Annotated in this window: 16 protein-coding genes; 9 read left to right on the forward strand and 7 right to left on the reverse strand. The window is 64.8% G+C overall.

Features of this window, described 5'->3' with window-relative positions; translation table 11 throughout:
- Positions 1–45 precede the first annotated feature (45 nt).
- From GUV69_RS05805 to GUV69_RS05835, 7 genes are all read right to left on the reverse strand, one after another.
- Positions 46–2,931 carry a hypothetical protein gene (locus GUV69_RS05805; RefSeq protein WP_164200550.1) on the reverse strand — a complete coding sequence of 962 codons (2,886 nt, stop codon included), beginning with the start codon at positions 2,929–2,931 and terminating at the stop codon, positions 46–48.
- Positions 2,928–4,229, reverse strand: coding sequence for a hypothetical protein (locus tag GUV69_RS05810; protein ID WP_164200552.1), 1,302 nt, complete (start codon positions 4,227–4,229; stop codon positions 2,928–2,930). The genes GUV69_RS05805 and GUV69_RS05810 overlap by 4 nt, the downstream gene beginning before the upstream one ends.
- Positions 4,230–4,232: 3 nt before the next feature.
- Positions 4,233–4,481, reverse strand: a complete 249-nt coding sequence (locus GUV69_RS05815; RefSeq protein WP_164200553.1) for a hypothetical protein — start codon at positions 4,479–4,481, stop codon at positions 4,233–4,235.
- Entirely contained in the window at positions 4,478–4,891 is a 414-nt protein-coding gene (locus GUV69_RS05820; RefSeq protein ID WP_164200555.1) for a hypothetical protein, read from the reverse strand. Before GUV69_RS05820 ends, GUV69_RS05815 begins: the two co-directional genes overlap by 4 nt.
- A gap of 56 nt (positions 4,892–4,947) precedes the next feature.
- Positions 4,948–6,255, reverse strand: a complete 1,308-nt coding sequence (locus GUV69_RS05825; protein WP_208786595.1) for a hypothetical protein — start codon at positions 6,253–6,255, stop codon at positions 4,948–4,950.
- A gap of 287 nt (positions 6,256–6,542) precedes the next feature.
- The gene (locus GUV69_RS05830) at positions 6,543–7,283 is read right to left on the reverse strand and encodes a hypothetical protein (protein WP_164200557.1); all 741 of its coding nucleotides are present in this window, start codon (positions 7,281–7,283) and stop codon (positions 6,543–6,545) included.
- A 336-nt stretch (positions 7,284–7,619) separates the two neighbouring features.
- Entirely contained in the window at positions 7,620–8,321 is a 702-nt protein-coding gene (locus GUV69_RS05835) for an AfsR/SARP family transcriptional regulator (RefSeq protein WP_208786596.1), read from the reverse strand.
- A 663-nt stretch (positions 8,322–8,984) separates the two neighbouring features.
- On the opposite strand from GUV69_RS05835, the gene GUV69_RS22960 reads away from it, so the two are divergent.
- From GUV69_RS22960 to GUV69_RS05875, 9 genes are all read left to right on the forward strand, one after another.
- Entirely contained in the window at positions 8,985–9,269 is a 285-nt protein-coding gene (locus GUV69_RS22960) for a hypothetical protein (protein WP_208786597.1), read from the forward strand.
- An 82-nt stretch (positions 9,270–9,351) separates the two neighbouring features.
- Entirely contained in the window at positions 9,352–10,845 is a 1,494-nt protein-coding gene (locus GUV69_RS22965; RefSeq protein WP_244292633.1) for a DNA/RNA non-specific endonuclease, read from the forward strand.
- A gap of 165 nt (positions 10,846–11,010) precedes the next feature.
- The gene (locus tag GUV69_RS05845) at positions 11,011–12,168 is read left to right on the forward strand and encodes a SixA phosphatase family protein (RefSeq protein WP_164200559.1); all 1,158 of its coding nucleotides are present in this window, start codon (positions 11,011–11,013) and stop codon (positions 12,166–12,168) included.
- Between the two features lie 391 nt (positions 12,169–12,559).
- A complete protein-coding gene (locus GUV69_RS05850; protein WP_164200561.1) occupies positions 12,560–12,766 on the forward strand; it encodes a hypothetical protein in 207 nt (68 codons plus the stop codon).
- A gap of 64 nt (positions 12,767–12,830) precedes the next feature.
- The gene (locus tag GUV69_RS05855; protein ID WP_164200562.1) at positions 12,831–13,427 is read left to right on the forward strand and encodes a hypothetical protein; all 597 of its coding nucleotides are present in this window, start codon (positions 12,831–12,833) and stop codon (positions 13,425–13,427) included.
- Positions 13,378–13,737 carry a M12 family metallopeptidase gene (locus GUV69_RS23620; RefSeq protein WP_431197101.1) on the forward strand — a complete coding sequence of 120 codons (360 nt, stop codon included), beginning with the start codon at positions 13,378–13,380 and terminating at the stop codon, positions 13,735–13,737. Before GUV69_RS05855 ends, GUV69_RS23620 begins: the two co-directional genes overlap by 50 nt.
- A gap of 773 nt (positions 13,738–14,510) precedes the next feature.
- Positions 14,511–14,849, forward strand: a complete 339-nt coding sequence (locus tag GUV69_RS05865; protein WP_244292634.1) for an alpha/beta hydrolase fold domain-containing protein — start codon at positions 14,511–14,513, stop codon at positions 14,847–14,849.
- A gap of 152 nt (positions 14,850–15,001) precedes the next feature.
- Positions 15,002–16,513, forward strand: a complete 1,512-nt coding sequence (locus tag GUV69_RS05870; RefSeq protein WP_164200566.1) for an NAD-dependent succinate-semialdehyde dehydrogenase — start codon at positions 15,002–15,004, stop codon at positions 16,511–16,513.
- Between the two features lie 956 nt (positions 16,514–17,469).
- Complete coding sequence (locus GUV69_RS05875) at positions 17,470–17,691, forward strand: hypothetical protein (RefSeq protein WP_164200568.1); 222 nt, start codon at positions 17,470–17,472, stop codon at positions 17,689–17,691.
- Positions 17,692–17,928: the final 237 nt, after the last annotated feature.

Below are 17,928 nucleotides of genomic sequence, written 5' to 3' on the forward strand. Positions count from 1 at the left end.
GTTCCGTCCTGCGACCATCCGCGGCCATCCCCTTTACCTCGTGCATCACGGCTTCATCCACCGACTCAGGTCGCCGACCGTCCGGAAGGCCTGCCGGAGGCGCTTAGCGTCGTAGTAAACGACTTTGGGCTTCCATTTTCGGCCGTTGCCTAGCGGCCGCTCGACGTTGAGCCAGTCCGCGTAAAGCTGGGCCTGCCGCTGCCCGGCTTCCCGCCACTCCGGCCGGTCCGGCTTGATCTCGTAGACCCAACCGCCCTCGGGGTCCAGGCGGTCGATTCGGCGGATGCTGCCGTCCTTGAGTCGGATCTCGTACTCCTTGATCAGCCCGCGAGGCAGCTCGGACTCCGGGATCAGCAGTTCGGCGTTGTCGTGCGCGAAGTTGCCGAGCTCGAAGTTCTCGACGGGTTTACCGACGATCCGGTCGCGCGGGCCCAACCCGAGTTCGGTGAGCACCTGCTCATCGGTGCTCACCCCGGTTGCCCGCTGCTGGAAGGCGGCCAGGTCGGCCTCGATCTGGGTGCGTAGGCTGCCGGAGGCTGCCTCCTGGGCGTCGTCGACGACCCGCCAGGCGCCCTCGTCGCCGCGCCGCAGCCGCTGGGCCAGGCGCTCGAAGTCGGCCGAACGGCGTTCGGCGGCGAACCGGGCCTGGAGTCTCCGGAGCGTTTCCAAGGTCCGATCGATCTGTCCCGCCTCTTGGCCGGCGTCGCGGACGACGGCGCGGAACAGGTCGGTGCCGAATTCACCGAGGGCGTTCATACGTGCGGGGCTGGCGGCCACGTACTCCAGCAGCTCGGTCCGGGCCAGCGCGTTGGTGCCGCGCATCGGCGTCCGCTCCAGCATTGCCAGGAAGCGCGCACCTTCGCCCTCCGGCAGGGCCTTGACGATGCGGGCCGCGGCCGGGACCTCGACGCCTTGGCGGCCGACAAGGCTTGCGAACCCGCGGGCGACGTCGTCCCCCAGTCCGCCGGCCTTCCCTGCCAGTTCCTTGAGCACCTCCGCGCGGGCCATGATGTCCTGGACGGCGCCGTGTAGTTCGGTGCTGCGGGCGCCGATTTCGGCGAGGGTTTCCCCTTCGCGGACGTCGACCCGGCCGACCAGCCGGACCAGGTCCTGGACGTCGCCCTTGGGCAGGTGGGCGATGAGCTGGGTGATCTCTTCGGCTGAGCCGAATGCCGCCCGCTCGGCACGCATGATCTGCGCGAGGCGGGTCATCTGCAGGATGGTCCGCTCGGCCGCGGCGCCCTCGGCCGCGCGCCCCAGCAGTCCGAGGATCCGCAGCACCCCGGCCAGCTTCCCGCCGACCGCGCCGGTCCCGACCGCCCCGGCAACCGCTTTGATTTCACCCGCGCCGACGACCATGCTCGCGATCTCGAGCCCGATCCTCCAGCGCAACTGGCGAACCACCTGCTCCCCTGTGCCCAGCCGCTCGGCGCCCCGCGCGCCGTCCAGCACGGAGCTTGCGAAGGCAACGAGGAGATCGCGGATCTGGCGGAGCGCCGGCGGGTACCCGTACTGCGCGAGGGTCACGGTCACCGCGAGCTGGGCCAGACTGGCCAGACCCTTGAGGGTATCGAGCGGTTCGGTGAGGATGGTATCCAGGGTTTCGAGCAGGCCCCGGACGAAGCCCTCGACCGCCTCGACCGCCGCTTCGGCCTCGGCCAGCAGCGCGTCCGGCGTGAACTGCAACTCGCCTGCCGGGCCGATCCGTACCAACGCGGCGAGCGATGGCCGAATCACACCGAGATCCGTGAGCAACACCACCAATTCAGAGAAAGTCAGGCCGCCCAGCCGGTGTCCGAAGCGGCGCCCGACCAAGGTCAGCAGCTCGTACCGGCGGTGCGTTAACTCGCCAAGCATCCGCTCCAGGAAGCCCCCCTCCCGCAGCAGTCCGGCCACGGCGTCCAGCTCCGTGGGGGTCGTCAGCGAGGCAAGAATCTCGACGACGGCGTGCTCTTGGGCGTCCCACGTGGTGGCCCGGAGCAGCACCCGCACGTAGCGGATCTTGGTCTCCCAGTCCACGAGGGCGAATGCCTCCCGCGCCAGCAACGCGAGCAGCACGGCGGCCCGCTCGGCGGCCTCGTCGTTCCCGGTCTCGGCGACCTCCACCAGAGCGTCGATCTCATCGAAGATGGCGACCCGCGCCTCCTCGGGGTCGATGTCGGTGATCCCGCGGTCCGCCTCGGCCGACAGCTGGGAGAACCACAGAGCGGCGATTGCGGCGTTGCGCCAGTGCGGCACACCGTCCTTGGTGACCAGCGCCCGGATCAGGTACTCGCCGCCGCCCTGGCCGGGGAGGGTGCCTAGGATCTGCTCGCCCTTGACCCCTTTGACCTTTCCTTGGAGGTCGGGGTCCAGAGGTTCGGCGGGTTCGGCCGGGTCGCCGAGGTCGGCGTCGGCGACAACGGGCTCCGTTGCGAGGGCCAGGTAACGCTGGTGCTTCGTGCCGACCGGGCCCTGGACCACGCCGAAGGATGCGTCTGGGAACAGGATGTGTCCGAGTACCAGCGCCTCGGTGAGGGTCCCGGCCGAGACATATCGCTGGGCGCGGAGGTTGACGTATCGTGTGGAGTGCCCGGCCTCGAGCAGGGCGATCAGCCCCCCCTCGACCGGGGAGCTCCCGGTATACACTGCGATCCCGCGCGGGGTCGTCGGCACGAGCCGGCGCAGCAGCTCGGCCCCAGTGAGTCGGCCCTCGTCGTCGTAACTGGGCAGCATGTAGACGCCGGCGTCCTCGTCCGCCCGCGCAGGGTCGAACCGCTCGACCGCGGTGGGTCGGGACGCGGACGGCACCTTGGCCGGCCCATCGAGCCGGACGCGCTCCAGCGCCCGGGCCACCCCCAAGGCGATCGCGGTCTGGAGGCGCTCGCGCAGGTCCCCGGGCAGTTCCCCGGTGATCCGCGCAGGTTCTACGTCGTGCACGACCGGGCTCACGGCGTCGCTCCTCTCTGCGGGAGCACTGGACGCAGCAGGTACTCCGGGACGCGCTCGGACACCGCGCCCGCGAACAGCTCGACTGCGGCCCTGTTTGCTGGGACCACCTCGATGCGCCGGTGGTGGCCGCGGCCGCCGGCAAGGGCGCCGCTGCGCTCCCCCGTGGTCAGCACGTAGACCTTGTCGGCCTCGGTGACATCACGTTCGGCGACGGAGGTGATTAGCAGGTCGACCTCGTGCCACGGGCCCACAACCTGGTAGAGCCGCCCGGCGAGTCCGGGTAGCTGCGAGGGCTCGATGTCCAATGCCCGCAACAATGCGGTCGTGGCGCTGCCCTCCACTTTGCCGAGGTACAGGTGCCCCGCGGCCGCCTGCGGCCACCGCCCAGTCGGCACTTGGCGGTACCAGATGTTGAAGCCGAGGTCGAGCAGCACCTGATCGGGCTCGTGCCACGTCGACTCGTCATCCACATCGACGTCGTAGATGACGTCGAACGGGATCGACGGGCCCTCGCCGCCTCCGCTCATCAGCACGTCTTTGACCGACCAGATCAACAGCGCCCGGTTGAGGTCCCGGGCGAGGAAGTTGACCGCACGGTTGGACTTCGCCGCACTCTGGAACCACCGCCCGAACGCGCCCGGCGCCCGGGCCATCAGGGCTTGGGCGGCCGGGTCCCGCGCGTACAGCAACCGGTTGAACAACCACGCCGTGAGCGTGGCCCCGCTCACCTTCGCCGCTGCGACGTCCCACTCGCCGTCCGCGATGTTGTCCTGCGCCCATACAAACCCCAGCACTAGTGCGGAGATTACGCTCGCCGTCCGGAACGTGGCCTTGACCACGTTACGCCGCGCGTAGGTCTCCAGGAACATTGCGCGGATCTGGGGCTCGGAGTACGTGCGGGTGAGGAACGCCGTCAGTTCGGCCTGCGACATCGCCCGCCAGCCCGGACCGATCACCCCTGCGACCTGCTTGATATAGCCGTCCCGGATCAACGCCGTCGAGAGCATCGCGAGTTCGCTGATCCCGGGCACCTCATCATCAGCCACGGACCACGGGGGCACCTCCGGTGCGAGGGCGGGCGGTGTCCCCGATGGGGCCGGTGCGACCGGCGAGACCGGTGCTGACGGGGAAGCGATGACCTGCACCGAGGCGGCCCGAGTTGCTAATTCCGCCTGCGCCTCGCGCAGGCGGATCACAAGCGCATCCTCGACCGCGCGCCCGACGGCTTCCGGGTCGATCGTCGCCGGATCGCCCGAGATCTCGACGGTCACGGGAAACTCGCAGGTCAACTCGGTCACCGGTCAGCCTAGCGCCCGGTAGAGCTGATCCAGCAGGTCCTCCTGGATCTCGGTCCGGACTCGCTCGTCGAGGCCGCCGACCACAACCACATGCACCGGGAAGTGGTAGTGGATGTTTGAACCGGAACCGACGTCGGACGCGGGCGGCGGGCCGAAGCGTGCGCTCGCGCCCTCGGCGGGCACGATATGCTCGCCCTCGTGGACGACCGCGATGCCGCTGCTGATGACGCGCACGCCAGGCCCGTCGCTCACTTCCCACCTCCGGCAGGCGTGGTCAGCACCTCGAGGCAGATGCAGGTGAACGTCGTCGTCGGCACGCCGTCGATCACCACGGTGTTGGCGATCGAGGTGATATAGCAGTCGTTGAAGGCGACCTTGGCGTAGGTCCAGTCGCTACCGCGCTCAGGTGAGAGCGAGAGGGTGAACGCCTCGCTGCGGCGTGCGATGTCGGTCAACTGCGCGACCGCCGGCCCTACCGCTTTCACGGCCATCGTGAAGGTGAAAGTGTGTGGCTGGACGACGTAACCGACGTTGTCCGCCTCCAGCGAGTGAAACGGCTGGGTCGGGGTCGAGAAAGTAGGGTTGAAGGAGTCGACTGGTGAGATCGGCTCGGTCCCGCGCATGATCGTCAGGCGGGTGTCCCATTTCAGAGGATCGGGCATCGGTGCTCCTGGGGGATGAGGGCCGGGTGGCCGAGGTACGGCCGGCCGAAGGACGGCTACGTGAAGACCAAGTCGATGTGGATGCGGTGGATCGCGCCCGCGTAGTCGACGGTCACAGTCATGTCGACGTTGCGGTCGGCCTGGGCGGTCTGGATCTGGGCGAGCTCGGCGGCCGAGAGGGAGGCCGGGTCCTTGTCGAGCAGCACCAGCAGCGGGATGGTGATGCCGTAGTCCTCGATCACTTGCTGGGAGACGAGCGGGGAGAGCACGGACTCGACGATCGTCTCGACGGCGCGCAGACCTGACCGGCTGATTCGCAGGTTGCCGATCGCACGGATCAGCGCCGCCTTGATGCGGAAGTTCGTACTGTCGAGCGTTCGCACAACGTCCACGTACTTTTTGTTCCCCTGAGACGGATTGGCCGTGTACGCCTCGCCGAGGTACGTGCCCCGCCCTGGCAGCAGTACCGGGCTGGTCACCCAGTTGACGAATCCCTGATCGAATGCGTCAATCTCGGTGTCGGTGAAGGCCGTGGTCTGGTTCAGCCGGATCGGCTTGAGCAGCAGCGAGATGTGCGGCTCGTAGCCGGCCACCACACCTGCCAGCGCTGCCGCAGCATCCTCATCGGACTTGTGCGCGATGAGGACCATGCGCTCGTCGCTGAGCGGCCCGGTGTTTAGAGCTGCGGCCGCGTCGGCTGCGAGCTTGGTGTCGAGCATGGCGACGCCGATCCGCTCCTTCCCGTCGCTCCCGGTATTCGAGACTGTGTTCACGTGCGCTGCGAGCTTGCGCAGCGTGGCCGCGTTGGCGGCGTTCAGCGGCGTGTTCGCCAGCAGCACGATCTGCGCGTCCAGCGTGGAGACCGCGGTGAGAGCGACGTCCCACTCCGGGTTGGCGGCGTCAACTTGGACACCCCAGATCGTGGTTGGTGGGGGTGACTGCCGGAACGCGATCGCGATCGCCGCCTCGAGGTCCGAAGGGGGTGTGCGGCCCAAGGTGATGCTCACCCCGGTCGCGGTGGCCGTGGCCGCCTTGCTGAGGACCGCGGTGGTTGCGTTGGTGATGCTCGCGATTGTCGTTGCATCCGCCACTCCCCGGCCGCTGACTGGCCGCCCAACGTCGGCCGCGACGAAGGCGGCGCTGGCGGAGGTGAGCGTAGCGGTGGAGTTCAGCACGCCGTCGTTCACGGCGCGGCCGGGCAGGGAGTAGTAGGTAACGGCCGCCGCTGGGTCGGTGAAAGCGCGCGGCCCGGAAGCCGGGCTGCCGGTGAGGCCCTTCCCGACGATCGCTATCGTCCCGAAGGCCCGCGTCGCGGGGACGAACATGTCGCTGCGCGCGTTGACGTCAATGTACTTGACAGGCACTGTCATCTCCTCCCATGGAACTTCGTGACCAGCCGTGCCCGGAGGCGTTCCAGCTCGGCCAACTCGGCCGACGTGCGGGTTGGTTCCCCGCCCTCTGCCGTCCCGGCCGCGTCGGTCTTCATACTCCGCCGCGTCGTACGGGTGGGCTGCGCTGCGGGTTGGGCCGCTTCGGTCTTCGGACTCCGCCGCGTCGCACGGGGGGATTGCGCTGCGGGTTGGGCCGCTTCGGTCCTGCCGTCTGGCTTATCTGTGTCGGACATGTTGCTCCTTCTGCGATCAGGGACGTCTCAGGTGGTCACGAAGGCAGCCACGATCCCCTCCGTGGCTAGCAGCCGCGTTACGTCATCGTGGGTGGGCGCAGGCGCCGGGCCCGAGAACGCGGCGTCATCGAAGACCGCGATCCAGGCGGCCGCCGAACGAACGGCACCGCCCTCGTAGCTGTCGCGGAAGTTCTGTGCGGCGTCCACCTCCCGGCGGGCGGCGGCCACCCGGCGCAGGGCCGCCAGGAGATCGGAACCGTCGAGGAACAGGGCGCACACCCGTAGCGGGTAGGTGCGCCGTACGGTCGGGTCGGTGGGCACGAAGATCGCGGGCTCGGCGTAGTGCAGGCGGTAGCCGAGGGCGTGATCGGCTCCCGCCAGCGTCGCCACCTCCTCAGATACCACCGATTCCAGCAGCGGCCCGCTGTCACTGACCCGCACCGCGACTCTGACTTCCAGGCTGAGGTCGATCCAGTCGCTGGGCGCGGCGGCGGGTGCGTCGAGGGTGAGCAGCGTGTGTGCGGGCGAGGGCGTAATCCGCTCCCAGGTCCCCCGGCTGGTTCGCCCGGCCGCGATCGGCACCTGGTGGGAGAGACCCTGCACGGTAACCTCGTCGACCGCCTCGAATCTCAGCGACTCCGCCTCGTACACGCTGGTCAGCAGCGCCCGGGCACGCGCTAGGGCCGTGTCCCCCGCCGGCACAAGCAGGTGCTGCACCGCGACGGGGTCGAGGAAGTGCACCATCAGGCGGTCGGCGAGTCCGGACATGGCCCGACCCTAAGCCCAGCCCGTCACCCAATCATCAAAGCTCCGTCACCGACCCGTCAAACGCCTTCCGTCACGCCGCCCGCACGACCTGCCGACGGTTCCGGTGGCCCGAACGAGCGCCTGATCTGCTACCAGTCGGGTCCGAGCGCGCGAACGCTGTGCAGCACGACTTTCAACATTTCTTCGCACAACTTACAAACCAATGAGCGGCTGAAATTTCACACACGGGAGCCGCTAGCACACTGCTCGAAAGCGACCTCGACGCAACCCGCAACCGGGAGACGTGACACTAGACCCATCTAGGCCGGTGTGATCGCGGCCGCCACTCCGATGGTGTTATCGCAGCGGCACCATGGCACGCGCGGCCGAAGCCGCCAGCGCATCCCCGGGCTGAAGGCCGAGATCTGCGGCGAGGAGGGCCCTGCACCGGTCAAACTGACGCAGCGCCGCGAACCGGTTGCCCATACTGACATGGGCATCGATCAGTACGCGGTGGGCCGACTCACGAAGCGGCTCGGCCGCCACAACCGCCAGCGCCGCCTCGATGGCCAGGTGGAACTGGCCATCTTCCAGCAGCGATTGGGCCATATGCTCCATTCCCTCCAAACATAGCTGCCGCAGGTGCTCACGTTGTACCAGAACCCAATCTTCATACCATCCTGGCAGTAGTTCACCTGTGAGCATTTCGGGGTCGACTGGAGGACCGCCTGCGAGTTGGGCGCGGGCGGCAATTGCTGCGTCCCGGGCGTCCACTGAGACATTGCCGTGTAAAGCGATTCGCGAACGGCTGGCATCAATCACTGGCTCGCGTTGGCCTAAGTTGGTCCGCCAGATCGCGGATCGCAGACTACCGGCAGCACGGCCTTCTTCTCGATCACCCCACAGCGAACTTGCGACGTGTGATCGTAAGGCTGGCCGCAGCTGCAGTGCAAGGAACGCAACGAGCCGCTCGGCCGACGGCGGCAGTTCCCGCGTCTGCCCGTCAATGGTCAGCTCGAAACCTTCAAGAAGTTGCAATCGCGTTTCAGAGTACGGCACACCAATAGAGTGCCCGCCTGGCGTTACACCAGCGTTATTGAGGCGTAGCGGCTAGCTCACGCAACCACTCTCCCACCCTCTCTTCGATCTGAGAGAGACCCACGGTGATGACAAGGATGACTGGAGCCGTGCGACCAGTTGCCCATTGTGTATCCATGCCCGCACCAGCATCACCCCCGAACGGTTGCTCTCAGTGCTCACATTCGGACACTAGGGCATCCTCGTCAACACCCGCGTGACGCCTTCGTCACGGCATATTCTGCGAGCCAGACCTCGCGTCTGCTCACCGTTGCTGCTGGTCGGCGCTGACCACTGAGCGGTGGCAGTTGTTTGGCAAGCGACGCCTGCTGTCGGCGCTCCAATCTGTTGCCCACCGCCTAATGCTACGTATCGGGCGAAAAGTTGGCACCCGACCTGCGTCGTAGCGGCTGAGGACCACGGGCAGGCCCGGCTGGACCGCTGCTACGCCCAGCCTGTCGGGGCCGGGCCCACCAGAGCGGTCGGCCTCGGCTTGTTGACTGCGTCTTAGGACGGGTGCACACTCTTGAGTTATCGGTGGAGATTGTTACCCGGATCTGGGTATCTCAAGACCTCTACGGCTTAGCATCCTGGACCGTGAGGGAGCCGGAAGGATTTCACCGACACACGAAAAAGGGGACTTCAGTGACCACTAGGAACCGTTCACCGGCGGATGCAACGGCAAGTGACGAGAAGTTGCTGGCATCGTTGCGGCAATTCATCAGGACGAAGGGCGCCGATTATCTAAATGACCCGAACATTTCCTCCGTCGGTGTCGGCTACAAAATAACCGAAGGCAAAGCGACGAGAGAGATTCCGCTGCAGTTCACCGTTGACGAGAAGGTGGGACTGGAGGATCTGCATTCCGTCGACACGGTGGCGATACCAGAAACGATCGTGGTTGATGGTGTCGCGGTGCCACCGATGTGATCGAACGCAGCTATGAGCCCGCATTCCGCGTCGTGGCCGAAGCCGACCCCCCCCGCAGTCCAAGCTCCGGGTCGACCCGATCGTGCCCGGCGTCAGTGTCGGGCACGTCAGTATCAGCGCCGGCACTATTGGCTGCATCGTGTACGACAAGAACGACGGCACACCGCTGATACTCAGTAACTGGCATGTCCTGCACGGCCCCGCCGGCGTACTCGGCGACGTGGTCGTCCAGCCTGGCCCCCATGACGACAACCGCATCGACGGCAACAGGCTCGGCCAGCTAAAACGCTCTCACCTGGGCGTGGCCGGCGACTGCGCGGTCTCCACAATCGAGGACCGTCGCTTCGAAGCGGAGATCCTTAGCCTTGGTGTCGCGCCCGATCAATTGGGCGAGCCCGAACTCGGCGACAAGGTGGTCAAGAGCGGCCGTACCACGGGCGTGACCCACGGGGTTGTGCGCCGTGTCGACACCATCGCCAAGATCAGATACGGGTCCGCCGGACAGCAGGCCATCGGTTGCTTCGAGATCGGCCCCGACCCGGACAACCTTCCAACGGACGGCGAGATCAGCAAGGGCGGCGATTCGGGTGCGACGTGGATGTTTAAGGCTGCCAACGGCAGACCCGGTACCGTGCTCGCGGGCCTTCACTTCGCCGGCGAAACAGGCAGCAGCACCGACGAGCACGCCCTCGCTTGCCTGCCCCAGTCTGTGTTCGAAAAACTGGAAATCACCCTGCAGCCGCCCGCACCCGGGGAGGCTACCGAGATAGGGACAGGCGGGTACGCGTCCGAGTTCCTCGGCGCCCGGATCGCACCGCCGACGCTCCGCGAGTCCCTGCAGAAGGACGCTGTCAAGGTCGAGGGATCGGAGATCATCCCATACACGCACTTCTCGCTCGCGCTGAGCAAATCGAGGCGGTTCGCCCGGTGGGTCGCCTGGAACATCGACGGCGGCACCCTAAAAAAAATCAACCGGAACGGCATCTCCTTTATCAAGGACCCCCGGATCCCTGCCAAGTTCCAGAGCGGGAACGAACTCTATAGCGGCAACCGAATCGACCGCGGGCACCTCGCGCGCCGGGCCGACCTGCTATGGGGGGCCATGACCGAAGCACAACGCGCCAACAAGGACTCGTTCTTCTACACCAATATCACGCCGCAGATGGACGATTTCAACCAAAGCAGCAAGAACGGGGTGTGGGGACGGATCGAGGACGCGGTGCTCGCCGACGTTGATGTCACCGATCTCAAGGTCAACGTGTTCGGCGGACCGGTCTTCCAGGACGATGACCGCATGTACCGGGGAACACCGCTACCACGCGAGTACTGGAAGATCCTCGCCTTCATCGAACAGCGGCAGCTGAAGAGCCGAGCGTTCCTGCTAACCCAGAATCTGAACCAGCTCGAAGCGCTTGAGCTCGACGAATTCCGAGTGTTCCAGGTATCCGTCGCCGAAATCGAGGAACGCACGCATGTGCGATTCGCCGACGAACTGCGAACCGCAGACACTTTCGCGGCCCCCGAAGCAATCGGAGACCGGCAACCTCTCGACGATCCCTCCGACATCCAATGGTGACCGGCGTCGGGAGCGCGGGCTCCCCTTCATCCGGACGGGAACCATTTCGCCCCAGGCATCCACGCACAATTGAACACGGGACCGCGGCTGGCACTCACCGGCTGCGCGGTCCCAGATCAGGGAGACACCTTGAACAGCCAGGAGCGACCTCGACGGATTGACGCCGTGGAGATCAAGGTCACTGTAATGGCCGATGGGATCCCGCCGGCCGCGAAGGCGTTTGAACTTGATCGAGCCGAAAAGCAGCGCCGGACGATCTACTTCTACGAAGATCTTGCGGGTCCGGACGGACCCGCGGGACTTCCCCTGCTCAATCACGGAATTATTCTCCGGCTGCGCAGGAACAAGGGCCGCCGGGACGATGTTACTGCCAAGCTGCGGCCTTGCAAAGAACCCCAGCTCACACAGCGGTGGATCAATGCCCGCAAGGATGAGGAGTGGAACTTCCGTGTTGAGGGAGACTGGGCCGGTCCCCGCCATGTCGTTGCCGCGTCACTGGAAGCCAAGATTGAGGACGGCGTTTTCGACGCCGTGGTGGCAGAGGGCCACGGGGTCCCTCTGGTGTCGGCCCAGCGCACCTTTCTGGAGGACTGCGCCCGGGTACCTGTAGCTCTGTCCCGGCTGAGCCCCCTCGGCCCCATTGACGGCACGAAATGGGAATTGTCCCGTAACGGACAGAAAATCTTCGCAGAGCAGTGGGTGGTTGGCGATGGGCTGCGTTTCCTTGAGTTATCCACCAGAGTCGAACCGGAGGAAGCCCCTGCGGCCCAGCAGGCCTTCGAAGACCTGTTCCGGGAATACGACATCAATCTCGACCCCCTCCAGGAAACCAAGACACGCATGGTCCTGGAGTACTTTGCAGCAAGGGCTGGGGCACAGAGGAGACTGACCCCAAGGCTCTGGCCAACCGTAGTCCTGATCCGGCATGCGGATGTGACGTCCGGTGCCGGCACCGATCCTCCGCTTAACGCCACCGGCACCGCACGGGCCCAAGAACTCAAGCACGTGCTCGGCCGCTCCGGGATCACAGCGATCTTCGTGACCTCGCTGCAGCGGACACAGGCGACAGCAAAGCCGCTTGCGGAAGGTCTCGGCCTACAACCAACGGTTCTGGACGACCCGGCACATGTCGTCGAAGCGATCCGCACCCTGCCGGGATTCACGACGGTGCTTGTCGTCGGACACAGCAATACCATCCCTGACCTGGTCGTACGGCTCGGCGGCCCAACGATCACGCCTATCGCAGCTAACGAATTCGAGCGGCTCCTTATCGTCACAAACGGCAGACTCTGCAACCTTCGGTACGGACAGGAGGCGCCATGAAAAGCCGGCAGCCGAAAAAGCCTCCCTAGACCAGGGAAGCCGACGCCAGAGAATCACGTCGCAGCCATGCGGCCTAACAATCACCCACATGAGAAGCTGCCTCGGGACTCTCCCAGGATTGCCGACGGGTTTTCATGGGGCCTTCCCGATGTTCGGCTCTTGGCAGTACGCGCTGAGGCACGCCATCTGAAGAGTCCCCTTCGGGCCATGAGGCCGTGGCAGACGTCCAGACCAAGATGGGGTCACCAATTTCTATTCGGTCCCCTTGATGAACTCCCATCATTCCGTTTCTCACACACCTAGGAACGGTACAAATGGTGTTTGTCGCCGTGAGGTTTTCAGTTCCTTAGACACACACTGGACGGACTCAATGGACGAAGGCGACCAGAGTATGGAAAACCAGTTGCTGGTCCGGCACCCCGGCGTCCGGGAACTTGTGTCCCTGTTGCCAGAGTTCATCCGGTGGCGCGGGAGCCTCGCGCATGTTGTCGTGGATGACGAAATGTTCTATGTAGTCGGCGGGGACATGCTGAAGGACGACGATCAGGTGATTGTGGAATGGACGCGGCGTTTTAGGCCAGACCTATTAAGTGATTAGGCAAGCTTCCCGGAAACAAATCCTTGAAATTCCGGGACTCACTATGAAATAAGGAGAAGCACCCATGTCCAAGATCCAGCGTAACGAGCCGGCCACGTCAGGCGGGAAAGGGACCTTTTCAGTCGACGAATCCTTCTCACGGACACGACGCAGTGAAGAGTCGGGGCCGGCACCTGAGGGCCGGCTGCCCAAGGTCGTCATTGATGGCGAGGAGTTTTGGCGTGTGGAGGGCGACTACCTGCTCGATGTCGACCAGCTGTTCATCTACACCCAACAACAAGCGGCCCTCCGCGAAGCAGCCCGGCTAGGGGAAGACGCTGCAGGCACTGCGGAGGTTGCATTATCGGATTCCTTTGTAGGCGTGAGCAGCGAACTGGTGGGGATACTGCAGGATTCCAAAATAGTCCGCTGGTCCCCGGGCACGACCTTGACATACTGCGTTCTCAGAAAGACATTCAATGACCAATCACAGTATGAAGAAATAGCAGCGAACATGCAGGCAGCTACAAGAGCATGGGAAGAAACATGCGGCATTAAATTCGAGTACCGGAGCGACCTGGACGGGACCGATTCGTTGCGGCCGCCGGTGGTGTTCCCCGTTCGCCACATAGATGCCTCTGGAGCATTCATCGCTGCCGCCTTCTCCGAACGACATTGTTAACCGGCGGCGGGTGCTGATCGACCCCTCATACTTCACCACCGGGTTCGATCACGTAGGAGTTCTCCGACACGAGTTGGGGCACACCCTCGGCTTCAGACATGAGCATATTCGTTCGTTGGCCCCGAGGGTTTGTCCGGATGAAGACTCCACGGACACTATCGATCTGAGCGCCTATGATCCGAAGTCGGTTATGCACTACTTCTGCGGCGGTGTAGGGTCCCGCGACCTGGCGATCACGGACGTTGACCGGGCCGGCTCACAGAAAGTCTATGGGCCTCCGTTGACTAGTTTCGAGCTAATCGACGCATAAGCGACTATACAGGCGTCAAGAGCAACCCGGCCGGCCGGGAACATGCCACCCATTTCCCCGTTGGGACCTGATTGACGCCATAGATTGAGCCACTGTACGGCCAACGAAATCGCCAACTCAAACGGCATCGTCGTTGGAACTGCTGTGCGATCCCCAACGGGAATATCACAAATAATGCGGGCCATGCTGAGGTCGTTAGCGTTGCCGCCCCAGCCAAGTCAGACTCCGCCTACCATGAAATGCCGTGGGAACACCCCAAGGAACAAATCGACGCACAGGCTACCGGCTGCCCAATACCATGGCAATCCAGATCATAGCGCACCAGACGCATGGTGGATCACCCAGCCCGGCGGGGACCGAGCGATCCACTAGGCCCAGGAGCTCGTAGACCCTCTGTCCTTCCGGACAATCAGGCGGGGGTGGTGGCCACAAGTGGTACCAGGACCGGCCAGCCAGACTGTATGCGGCTCGCCGCCTCTGGGGTATCCGAACAAGACTCGCGTACATGTCGCCCAACTCTGCGCGCCAGGCCGCACTGTTGAAGGCCTTCTGGTACAGCGCGATGCAGGTGCGCAGATGTGACGCGTAGGCCGTCTGCAGCCGGTTCTCATAGTGGGCGAGCACCGCGGCCTCCGGTGCACCATCTTCGACAGCCGCAGCGCAAGCACAGGCCAGCAGGGCCGCACGAACCGCGTTTCCGGTACCGTCGCCGCACATCGGGTCCACTGCCACGCCCCGGTCGCCGACCCGCAGTCGACCCGGCTCCGCCAAACGTGGTGCGATTTCTGGGGCCTCTGGTTGCTGACACCATTGGCTGGTTCGCTGACCACTACCTGCCAAAGGACGTAGACCGCGCAGCACCGGAGATCAGTCCTTCCCTAGCCCAGCTCCCCGCAGGGCTGCCACCGGCCTACGTGATCACTGTGGACAACGACCCGCTGGTGGACGAGGGGGCAAACTACGCCGCCGCCCTGGCCCGGGCAGGCACGGAGGTCCAGTACCAGCACCTGCCCGGGTACGCCCACGGATTGCTCACCTCCGCGGGACGTATTCCCCGTGGAGAACAAACAGTCGACCAGATCGCTGCCTTTATCAGGGACCGCACGACATGACTGGGATGGAGTACGTCCCGCCACCACAAGACCGAAGTGGCCAGTCGCGCCTCCGGCGCTAGAGCCCATTGAGCTAATCACCCACAGGACGGTGATAGCCCTCCACCCTCGTGGCGCGCTATCACCGCCACCTACCTTTTTTAGGAATCTTCATGACTACTGCCCTCGTTGAACCGGCTGCTGTCTCACGCCAGCGTGAGGCTGACCTCCTTGCCTCTATCCCTACAGGTTTGTTGATCGGGGGGCAGTGGGTGGACGCGTCCGACGGCGGCACGTTCGATGTGCATGATCCCGCCACCGGGGAGGTGCTCGCCACCCTGGCCTCGGCAACCAGCGCGGATGCGGTCGCCGCGCTGGACGCCGCGGACGCGGTCCAGGCGTCCTGGGCGCGGACGGCGCCCAGGGTGCGGGCCGAGATCCTGCGGCGGGCCTTTGACCTGGTCACCGAACGGGCCGAGGACTTCGCGCTGCTGATGACCCTGGAGATGGGCAAACCGCTGGCCGAGGCCCGCGGCGAGGTCACCTATGGGGCGGAGTTCCTGCGCTGGTTCTCCGAGGAAGCCGTCCGGGATTACGGCCGCTACCTCACCACCCCCGAGGGCAAAAACAAGATCCTCGTCCAGCACAAACCCGTGGGCCCCTGCCTGCTGATCACGCCGTGGAACTTCCCGCTGGCCATGGCCACCCGCAAGGTGGCCCCCGCCATCGCCGCCGGCTGCACCATGGTCCTCAAGCCGGCCAAACTCACCCCGCTCACCGCCCAGTACTTCGCGCAGACCATGCTCGATGCCGGCCTCCCGGCGGGGGTGCTGAACGTGGTGGTCTCCGCATCAGCCTCCGGGATTTCCGGCCCGCTGCTGAAGAATTCCCGGCTCCGGAAGGTCTCCTTCACCGGCTCCACTCCGGTGGGCAAACGCCTGATGGCCGACGCCGCCCGGAACGTTCTCCGCACATCCATGGAACTCGGCGGCAACGCCCCCTTCATCGTCTTCGAGGACGCCGACCTGGACGCCGCCGTCGACGGGGCCATGGCCGCGAAGATGCGGAACATGGGCGAGGCCTGCACCGCCGCCAACCGGTTCCTGGTCCAGGAATCCGTGGCCCAGGAATTCACGGCCAAGTTCGCCGCCGCCATGGGCGCCCTGACCACCGGCCGCGGCACCGAGCCGGTAACCCAGGTGGGACCGCTGATCGACTCCGGCGCCCGCGACGACGTGCACGCACTGGTGACTGCCGCCGTCGACGCCGGTGCCACCGCCGTCACCGGCGGCTCACCGGTTGACGGGCCCGGCTACTTCTACCAGCCCACCGTCCTGGCCAACGTGCCCAACGAGGCCGCGATCCTCCGCCAGGAAATCTTCGGACCAGTCGCCCCGATCACCACCTTCGCCACGGAAGCGGACGCTATCCGGCTGGCCAACGCCAGCGAATACGGACTGGCCTCCTACCTCTACAGCCGCGACTTCAACAAGCTCCTCCGCGTGGCCGAACAGATCGAATTCGGTATGGTGGGCTTCAACGCCGGCGTCATCTCCAACGCGGCCGCACCCTTCGGCGGGGTCAAACAGTCCGGCCTCGGCCGCGAAGGCGGCTCCGAAGGCATCGCCGAATACACCACCACCCAATACATCGGCATCGCAGACCCCTACACCGCAGCTAGCTGACAGGGCACCTATGGCCAGGCGGGTCGCAGACTCTGCGGCCGTGCACTACGCGGACCGACACCACGGAACCGCACACCTCATCCATGAGCGATCTCCCTGGTCGTCGAACTCAAAGGACTCTTGATGAAAAGCATTCTTTATCAGCAAGCTCAGGGTAAGGAACGAGAAACAACGACGCGGCCACGGATGGGTACACACTCCCTGGCAGGCGTAACCGGCATTGTCGAGCGTGGAGTTGCCTTCCCGCTCGAGGGCCCGGCAAAACACTATGCCCGGAATTGGTCCGGATCTTCCAGCCTAAGGATCGCTGCAGCCATGTTCACTGCCGTTTGCACGTGCGGCAACATTGCGCTCGGTGCTAACCATGCGTCCCTTCATTCGGTACATACGTCGTTCTCGGCATACTCCAGCCAACCGCGCCCCGAAATAGGACTCCAGGTCCCAAACAGCGTCGACCCGGTGGACGGCTGTGAAGAGGGCTGCCACTACTGCAACGGACCGGAAACGGACTGAAATCTGGGGATTCGCCGGTGCGGGACCAAGCGCGTTGCCACAAGTGGATCCAAAACGCCACACCGGGCAGTTCGGGTGCGCGGACCCTGCCAGCCAGGTAGGGAAGAAGATTGAATCCTCTGTTCTACACGACCGCAACGCCCTAGAAGGAACCTAGAGGCCATGATGCCAGCCGCAAATCAGCACGTGCACCATCACCGCGACTTCCGTGCCGCTACCACAAGCGGTGACCCTGCGCCAATAAGTGGTTGGTGGCGGCCAGCCGACGATCCCATGCCATTTCGTTACCTTGAGCAAGGGGAAACCGTGCCACAACTCGGCGAAACGCAGACCCTCTGGTCCCTTGTGCTTGACTTGGCGCCCTCCGCCAGAACCCCTTTTGTCAAACTGCGGCCCTGATGTGAACAACGCCGGTCTTTACGACCAATTGAAGGGATAGAACCATGCAAACGATCATCGCTGATCTACTAGTCCAGGACCGTGCCGACAAGGAAACCCAGCTCACGCTAGCGCTGGGGACCGCTATTCAGGCGGCAAAGGTCGAAAAAGCCTGTGGTGTGCTCGTTACCCGACATCACTACGCCAGATTTACAGTCGCCCTTTCTACGACGGTGCCGTATGGGCAAACGCATGAACTGGACTTGGTCACCACGCCAGCGGCCTGACCGGCAGCCCAGCGCAGTTGCTTGCCGTCTTCTGTGGTTATGTTGTCAACATGAAGCGCTCCGGCTATTGGCCTCCCCGACCATGACGACGGCGAGGACCACCTCCAGGTCGACGGTTTCGCCGTTGAACCTAAAGCCCGATTGGTACGGTGCCATGCCCCTAGGCGGTCTCCACTACGGGCGCTAATTTCATCCAGTTAAGGCACACCCCAGACGACTCAAGGCCAGGCTGAGCCA

The sequence above is a fragment of the [Micrococcus luteus] ATCC 49442 genome (assembly GCF_010367585.1).
Classification (GTDB): domain Bacteria; phylum Actinomycetota; class Actinomycetes; order Actinomycetales; family Micrococcaceae; genus Arthrobacter; species Arthrobacter luteus_A.

What these genes read in the sequence shown, in the direction of transcription:
- GUV69_RS05850 (WP_164200561.1), top strand. Translation starts at nt 12,560, where the DNA reads ATGGAAAACCAGTTGCTGGTCCGGCACCCCGGCGTCCGGGAACTTGTG.
- GUV69_RS05875 (WP_164200568.1), top strand. Translation starts at nt 17,470, where the DNA reads ATGCAAACGATCATCGCTGATCTACTAGTCCAGGACCGTGCCGACAAG.
- GUV69_RS05855 (WP_164200562.1), top strand. Translation starts at nt 12,831, where the DNA reads ATGTCCAAGATCCAGCGTAACGAGCCGGCCACGTCAGGCGGGAAAGGG.
- GUV69_RS05830 (WP_164200557.1), bottom strand. Translation starts at nt 7,283, where the DNA reads ATGTCCGGACTCGCCGACCGCCTGATGGTGCACTTCCTCGACCCCGTC.
- GUV69_RS05870 (WP_164200566.1), top strand. Translation starts at nt 15,002, where the DNA reads ATGACTACTGCCCTCGTTGAACCGGCTGCTGTCTCACGCCAGCGTGAG.
- GUV69_RS05820 (WP_164200555.1), bottom strand. Translation starts at nt 4,891, where the DNA reads ATGCCCGATCCTCTGAAATGGGACACCCGCCTGACGATCATGCGCGGG.
- GUV69_RS23620 (WP_431197101.1), top strand. Translation starts at nt 13,378, where the DNA reads ATGCCTCTGGAGCATTCATCGCTGCCGCCTTCTCCGAACGACATTGTT.